This is a genomic window from Nostocoides japonicum T1-X7, assembly GCF_001046855.1.
Lineage (GTDB): Bacteria > Actinomycetota > Actinomycetes > Actinomycetales > Dermatophilaceae > Nostocoides > Nostocoides japonicum.
In genome coordinates, this window is record NZ_HF570958.1 from 3666996 (window position 1) to 3673484 (window position 6489).

The 6489-nt window shown below is 71.6% G+C and carries 6 protein-coding genes; 4 read left to right on the plus strand and 2 right to left on the minus strand.

All coding sequences use genetic code 11. The features are described 5' to 3' along the window. Together BN12_RS16615 and BN12_RS16620 are read right to left on the minus strand one after the other, a co-directional pair. Positions 1-656, minus strand: a 656-nt coding sequence (locus BN12_RS16615; protein WP_053080065.1) for an SGNH/GDSL hydrolase family protein, incomplete at its 3' end; no start/stop codon positions are given. Continuing rightward, the gene (locus tag BN12_RS16620) at positions 653-1357 is read right to left on the minus strand and encodes a uracil-DNA glycosylase (RefSeq protein WP_048554204.1); all 705 of its coding nucleotides are present in this window, start codon (positions 1355-1357) and stop codon (positions 653-655) included. The genes BN12_RS16620 and BN12_RS16615, both read right to left, overlap by 4 nt. 25 nt (positions 1358-1382) lie before the next feature. Between BN12_RS16620 and BN12_RS16625 the strand changes: the two genes are divergently transcribed. From BN12_RS16625 to BN12_RS16640, 4 genes are all read left to right on the plus strand, one after another. Further along, positions 1383-2723 carry an MFS transporter gene (locus BN12_RS16625; protein WP_235432441.1) on the plus strand — a complete coding sequence of 447 codons (1341 nt, stop codon included), beginning with the start codon at positions 1383-1385 and terminating at the stop codon, positions 2721-2723. Between the two features lie 124 nt (positions 2724-2847). Then, positions 2848-4404 carry an amino acid permease gene (locus tag BN12_RS16630; protein ID WP_048554206.1) on the plus strand — a complete coding sequence of 519 codons (1557 nt, stop codon included), beginning with the start codon at positions 2848-2850 and terminating at the stop codon, positions 4402-4404. A 2-nt stretch (positions 4405-4406) separates the two neighbouring features. Further along, a complete protein-coding gene (locus tag BN12_RS16635; RefSeq protein WP_048554208.1) occupies positions 4407-5240 on the plus strand; it encodes a glutamate ABC transporter substrate-binding protein in 834 nt (277 codons plus the stop codon). Further along, positions 5233-6489 (plus strand): DUF294 nucleotidyltransferase-like domain-containing protein (locus BN12_RS16640; protein ID WP_048554210.1); only part of this gene is annotated, 1257 nt, incomplete at its 3' end. The genes BN12_RS16635 and BN12_RS16640, both read left to right, overlap by 8 nt.

The following is a 6489-nucleotide window of genomic DNA, read 5'->3' on the forward strand; positions in this document are numbered from 1 at the left end:
CGCCGGGCCGCGGCGGGCGGAGCGGGGAGGGGCTCGCGCCACGACTCGTCCGCCGGTGCGATGCCGAGGGCGAAGAGCGCCGCCGCCGCGATCCGCTCGTGCCCGAGGGCGGAGGGGTGGATGCGGTCCTCGCCCCACATCCGCCAGTCGCGGAGCGCCCGGAGTCCCCAGAGGTCGACGACGTGACACCCGTGCCGTTGGGCGATGCCGAACAGGTTCGCCGTGTGGACCGCGTGCCGGCTGCGCAGGACCCGGAAGAAGCCGGCCTCCGCCGTGTCCGTCGGCGTCGCGAGGAGGACGTCGGCACCCGTCGCCCGGATCCGGACGACGGCGGCCTCGAGGCGGTCGGCGATCGATCCCAGGTCGACGCCCGGGCGCAGGATGTCGTTGCCGCCGCCGACGATCGACACGAGGTCCGGCGACAGGCCGAGGGCGGCCTCGAGCTGGGGCCCGACGACGTCGGCGAGGAGGCGTCCGCGGACGGCGAGGTTGGCATACCCGAAGTCGCCGCCGGCTTGCTCGGACAGCCGCACGGCGAGCCGGTCCGCCCAGCCCCGATACCGTTCCGGCTCAACCGGATCCGGGTCTACGAGGCCCTCGCTGAAGGAGTCGCCGATGGCGACGTAACGGTGCCAGACGGGCGCGGCGTCGGTCACGGGAGGCTCCAGTCGACGGGATCGGCGCCCTGCTGACGCAGGAGGTCGTTGGCCCGGCTGAACGGCCGGGAGCCGAAGAACCCCGAGTGCGCGGACAGGGGCGACGGATGGGCGGACTCGATGCAGGGTATGCCGGACAGGGCCGGCACGAGCGACCGGGCGTCGCGTCCCCAGAGGATCGCGACGAGTGGACCCCCGCGGGCGGCGAGCGCCGCGATCGCCGCCGACGTGACCTCCTCCCACCCCTTGCCCCGGTGGCTGGCCGGCTTGCCGGGGCGGACGGTGAGGACCCGGTTGAGGAGGAGGACGCCGTGCGCGGTCCACGGCGTGAGGTCGCCCGTCGAGGGGCGCGGCAGGCCGAGGTCGGTCGTCAGCTCCTGGAAGATGTTCGCGAGGCTCCGCGGGATCGGCGCGACGTCGGGCGCGACGGAGAACGACAGTCCGACGGGATGCCCCGGGGTCGGGTACGGGTCCTGTCCGACGATGAGGACGCGGACGTCGTCGAGAGGCTGCTGGAAGGCCCGCAGCACCATCGGTCCGGCCGGCAGGTACCCGTGGCCGGACGCCAGCTCCTCGCGGAGGAACTCGCCGAGCGCCCGGACGACGGGCGAGACGGGCTCCATGGCCGGGCGCCACGACGGATGGATGAGGTCGGTGAGCGGGCGGGCGGTGGTCACGGCACCCAACCTAACGACCGGCATACCGAGTCTCGTATCCTTGGCAGACGTGGTGGAGCTCCGACGGCAGGTGCACGACATCGGCCGCCGCAGGGCCTGGGTCATCTGGCTCGTGGGGCTCTCGGTCTACCTGCTCGCCGTCTTCTACCGCACCTCGCTCGGCGTCGCCGGGCTCCTCGCCGCCGAGCGGTTCCACATCAACGCGGCGCAGCTCGCGACCTTCACCGTCCTCCAGCTCGCCGTGTATGCCGGCATGCAGGTGCCTGTCGGGATCCTCCTCGACCGGTTCGGCTCGAAGGTCCTCATGACGACCGGCCTCGTCCTCATGACGGTCGGCGAGCTGTGGTTCGCGTTCGCGGGGTCGTTCCCGGTCGGCATCGTCTGTCGCGTCCTCATCGGCGCGGGCGACGCGATGATCTTCACGAGCCTCCTGCGCGTCGTCGCCCTCTGGTTCCGGGTCCGGCAGGCGCCGCTCGTCACCCAGCTCACCGGCATGATCGGCCAGCTCGGCGCCGTCGCGGCGGCGACCCCGCTGGCCATCGCGCTGCGGCAGCTCGGCTGGACGACGTCGTTCGCCATCGCCGCCGGGCTCGGGTTCGCGGTCGCCATCCCCCTCGTCCTCGTCGTCAAGGACAGCCCGTATGCGGGATCGTCCGTCGAGAAGGTCAAGCTGCGCGTCCTCGCGACGACCCTCCGCGAGGTGTGGGGCAACCCGGGGACCCGGATCGGCCTGTGGACCCACTTCACGTGCCAGTTCTCCTCGACCGTCTTCACGATGCTCTGGGGCTATCCCTTCCTCGTCAGCGGGGAGGGCCGCTCGAGCGACACGGCGGCGAACCTCCTCATGCTCATGACGGGGACCGCCCTCGTCGCCGGCCCGGTCATCGCCCGCTTCACCGCCGGTCGTCCCTACCATCGCTCGACCCTCGCGCTCGCCATCGTCGGAGCCATCGCGGCGATGTGGGCCATCACCCTCCTGTGGCCCGGCCCCGCCCCGCTGTGGCTCCTCTGCGTCCTCGTCATGGTCACCGCCGTCGGAGGACCGGGCTCGATGCTCGGCTTCGACATCGTCCGCAGCTTCCACCTCCCGCACCGGCTCGGCCGGGCGACGGGCGTCGTCAACGTCGGCGGGTTCGTCGCGTCGCTGACGACGATCGCCCTCGTCGGCATCGTCCTGGACTGGCGGGCCCCGGGCGGGCCGAAGGACTACACCCTCGCGGACTTCCGCATCGCGATGTCCGTGCAGTTCGTGCTCTGGGCGATCGGCGCGACGCAGATCGTCCGATTCCGGCGCAAGGGACGCCGACTCGTCGCGCAGACACCGGGGGCGATGGACGCGCTGACCGCCGGCGAAGCCCTCCTCCCGGGGCTCTCCAAGGACGACGGGTGAGGCGCCGGTAGCGTCCAGCCGTCGTCCGCGCGCTTGCGCGGACCACTTCCGAGCGCCAATATGTCGGACCAGCCCACCGCGCCGCCGCCCCGGCCGGGCGCAGGGGTCGCGGGAGAGGATGCTCATGGCGACGACGGACACGGCCGAACGGAGCGAGGAGCCTCGGGCCACCCATGGTCTCGACGCGGAGCAGGTCGGCTACAAGCAGTCGCTCGGGCGACGCCACGTCCAGATGATCGCGCTCGGCGGCGCCATCGGCACCGGTCTGTTCCTCGGGTCGGCCTCCCGGTTGAACAGCACCGGACCGGCCCTGCTGCTCAGCTACGCCTTCGTCGGCGTCATCGCCTACTTCCTCATGCGGGCCCTCGGCGAGCTCGTCCTGCACCGCGCGACGTCCGGCGCCTTCGTCTCCTACATGCGCGAGTTCTTCGGCGAGAAGGCGGCGTTCTACACGGGCTGGATGTACTGGCTCAACTGGGCCCTCACCGGCATCGCGGAGCTGTCCGCCGTCGGTCTCTACATCCAGTACTGGTGGCCGACGATGCCGACGTGGGCGACCGTGCTCATCGCGCTCGCCGTCGTCCTCGCCATCAACCTCATGTCGGCGCGGGCGTTCGGGGAGTTCGAGTTCTGGGCCTCGGTCGCCAAGGTCGGCGCCATCGTCATCTTCCTCATCGTCGGGATCGTCGTCGTCGGGCTGCGGCTCGACATCGGAGGACACCGGGCGGGCGTCAGCAACCTGTGGTCCAACCCCGGCGGGTTCTGGCCCACCGAGTCGCCCTACCACTGGTACGGCCCGATCCTCGTCATGTCCGGTGTCGTCTTCGCCTACGCCGCCATCGAGATGGTCGGCGTCGCGGCCGGCGAGATGGCCGACCCCGTCCGCGAGGTCCCCAAGGCCGTCAACTCCGTCATCCTGCGGATCGCGGTGTTCTACTGCGGGTCCATCCTCCTGCTCGTCTGCATGCTGCCGACGACGGAGTACAAGGCGGGGATCAGCCCGTTCGTCACGGTCTTCGGCCGGATGGGCCTGGGCTGGATGGGCAACCTCATCCAGGCCGTCCTCATCGTCGCAGCCATGTCCTCGCTCAACTCGGGCCTGTACTCGACGGGCCGCGTGCTGCGCAGCCTCGGGATGGCCAAGCAGGCGCCGACCTTCACCCTGAAGATGAGCGCCTCCGGCGTGCCGTGGGCCGGGATCGTCATGACGTCGGTCGTCTACGTCTTCGGGTCGATCCTCAACGCGCTGACCCCCGACGCGTTCGAGATCGCCCTCGAGGCCGCAGCCATCGGAGTCCTCTTCACGTGGTCGACGATCTTCCTCAGCCAGCTGCGGCTCCGGCAGCTCGTGAACAAGGGCGTCATCCGGCCCAGTCCGTTCCCGGCGCCCGGCTCGCCGTGGACGAGCTACATCGGGCTCGCGTTCCTCGTCCTCGTCGTCATCGGGATGGCGATCTCCGGCTGGCAGTCCTCGCCGTACTTCTGGCACAAGACCGACTTCATCGTCGTCATCATCGGCATACCGCTCATCGCCGCGCTCCTGGAGATGGGATGGCGGCTCGTCAAGCCGCGCGTCGACGCGAACACCGGCGGACGGATCGAGAGCGTCTGGTCCGACACGGGCCCGCGGTATCCCGGACCCGCGCCGACGGGTGCCATCGTCACGGGCGAGGAGGCGTGACCATGCGGATCCGTCGACCACTCGTCCTCCTCGCCGTCGTCACCGCCGTCGCAGCCCTCCCGGCGTGCGCGTCGGACACCGGGAAGCCGACGACGACCGACAACGGCGCCTCGGGCACGGGGAAGCTGACGATCGGCATCGCCGACGACCTGCCGGGCGTCAGCCTCAAGGACGGCGCGCAGTACGTCGGCTTCGACATCGACACCGCCAACTACGTCGCCGGCAAGCTCGGCGTCCCCTCGGCGAACATCACGTGGAAGGTCATCGACTCGGCGGACCGCGTGCCCGACCTCGTCGACGGCCAGGTCGACCTCGTCGTCTCCACCTTCTCCATCACCCCCGAGCGCCAGCAGCAGGTCGACTTCGCCGGCCCGTACTTCGTCGCCCACCAGGATCTGCTCGTCCGTCGCAACGACACGACGATCACCGGGCCGCAGACCCTCGACGGCAAGGTGCTCTGCGCGGCCTCCGGGACGACGTCCGCCGACTACGTCAAGGCCCACTACAAGGGCAAGATCACCCTCCACGAGGTGCCCACCTGGTCGGAGTGCGTCCGCAACCTCGCCAACGGCGACGTCGACGCCGTCTCGACCGACGACCTCATCCTCGCCGGGTTCGCCGCACAGCCGAAGTACAAGGGCATCCTCAAGGTCGTCGGCAAGGGCTTCACCGACGAGCGGTACGGCATCGGCGTCAAGAAGGGCGACTCCGACCTCGTCGGCAAGGTCGACGCCGCGCTCAAGGACTACATCTCCTCGGGTGCCTGGAAGAAGTCGCTCGAGACCTATGTCGCTCCGTCCGGGTACGACATCCCGGCGCCGCCGAGCGTTGGCTGAGCCCCTCGCCGAGGTTCTGCGGCGCTACCCACCGTTCGACGCGCTCGGCGCGGGCCCCCTCGGGGACATCGCCGCCGCCGCGACCGTCGAGTCGTATGCCGCCGGCCGGCTCGTGCTCGACGCGTTCGTCGATCCCTCGAGCGACGTCTTCGTCGTCCTCTCCGGGAGCGTCGACGTCTGGAACGACCCGGGCGGGCTCGCCGACCCGCCGGACGAACAGGTGGGGCCGGGCGGTGTCTTCGGGTTCTCCGCCATGCTGACCGAGCGCTCGGTCGGGCCCCGGGTCGTCGCGGCGGAGCCGTCCGAGGTCGCCCGGATCCCGGGTGACGTCGCGACGCCCGCGTTCGTGTCCACGAGGGGCGCCCGGTTCCTCGCCCAGACCTTCGCCGACGCGCTGACCCGCACGGCGCAGACGCGGCCCACGGCGGGGGTCGGCGAACGCGTCGGAGGACATCCGCTCGTCGTCGAGGAGTCGGCGACGGCCGCGGACGTCGCCCGGGCGATCACCGCCGACGGCAGGGGGTATGCCGCGGTCCGCCTCCGGGACGGGACGACCGCCCTCGTCACCGACGCCTCGCTCCGCCGGCGGGTCATCGTCGAGGGCGTCCCCGGCTCGGCGCCGGTCACCGAGGTCCTCGACGTGACGCCACCGGTCGTCGACACCCACGAGAGCGTCATCGGCGCGCTGACCGCCATGGTCGACAGCGACGCCCACTTCGTCGTCGTCACCGAGGGCGACGGCTCGCTGCGCGGCGTCGCCTCGCTGCGCGACGTCGCCGGGTCACCCGGGGCCGCCGGCGTGACCCTCCACGAGCGGCTCCGGTATGCCTCGACGGTCGACGAGCTCGCCGACCACGCGGTGGGCGTTCCGGGGCTGCTCGGCGACCTCCTGCACGGCGGGCTCGCCTCGGGACGGGTCATCTCGGCATACTCCTCCCTCCTCGACGCCATCGTCCGCCGAGCCATCGAGCTCGCCGTCGCGCGGCATCCCGACCTGCCCCACGACGCGTTCACGTGGCTCGACCTCGGAAGCACCGGGCGCCGGGAGGCGGTCCTGTCCTCCGACCTCGACTCCGCGGCGGTCTTCGTCGACGGCACCACTCCCGAGACGATCAGCCGATGGCTCGAGGCCTTCGGCGAGGTCCATGCCGTCCTCGCCCGGGCGGGACTGAGCGGTGACAGCCACGGAGCCGTCGCGGCCCGGCGTCCGTTCGCCCGGACGGCCGCCGAGTGGCGCGCGGCGGCCCGG

Excerpts from the sequence above, each read along its gene's own strand:
- BN12_RS16620 (WP_048554204.1), bottom strand. The coding sequence starts at position 1,357 with ATGCCGGTCGTTAGGTTGGGTGCCGTGACCACCGCCCGCCCGCTCACC.
- BN12_RS16635 (WP_048554208.1), top strand. The coding sequence starts at position 4,407 with ATGCGGATCCGTCGACCACTCGTCCTCCTCGCCGTCGTCACCGCCGTC.
- BN12_RS16630 (WP_048554206.1), top strand. The coding sequence starts at position 2,848 with ATGGCGACGACGGACACGGCCGAACGGAGCGAGGAGCCTCGGGCCACC.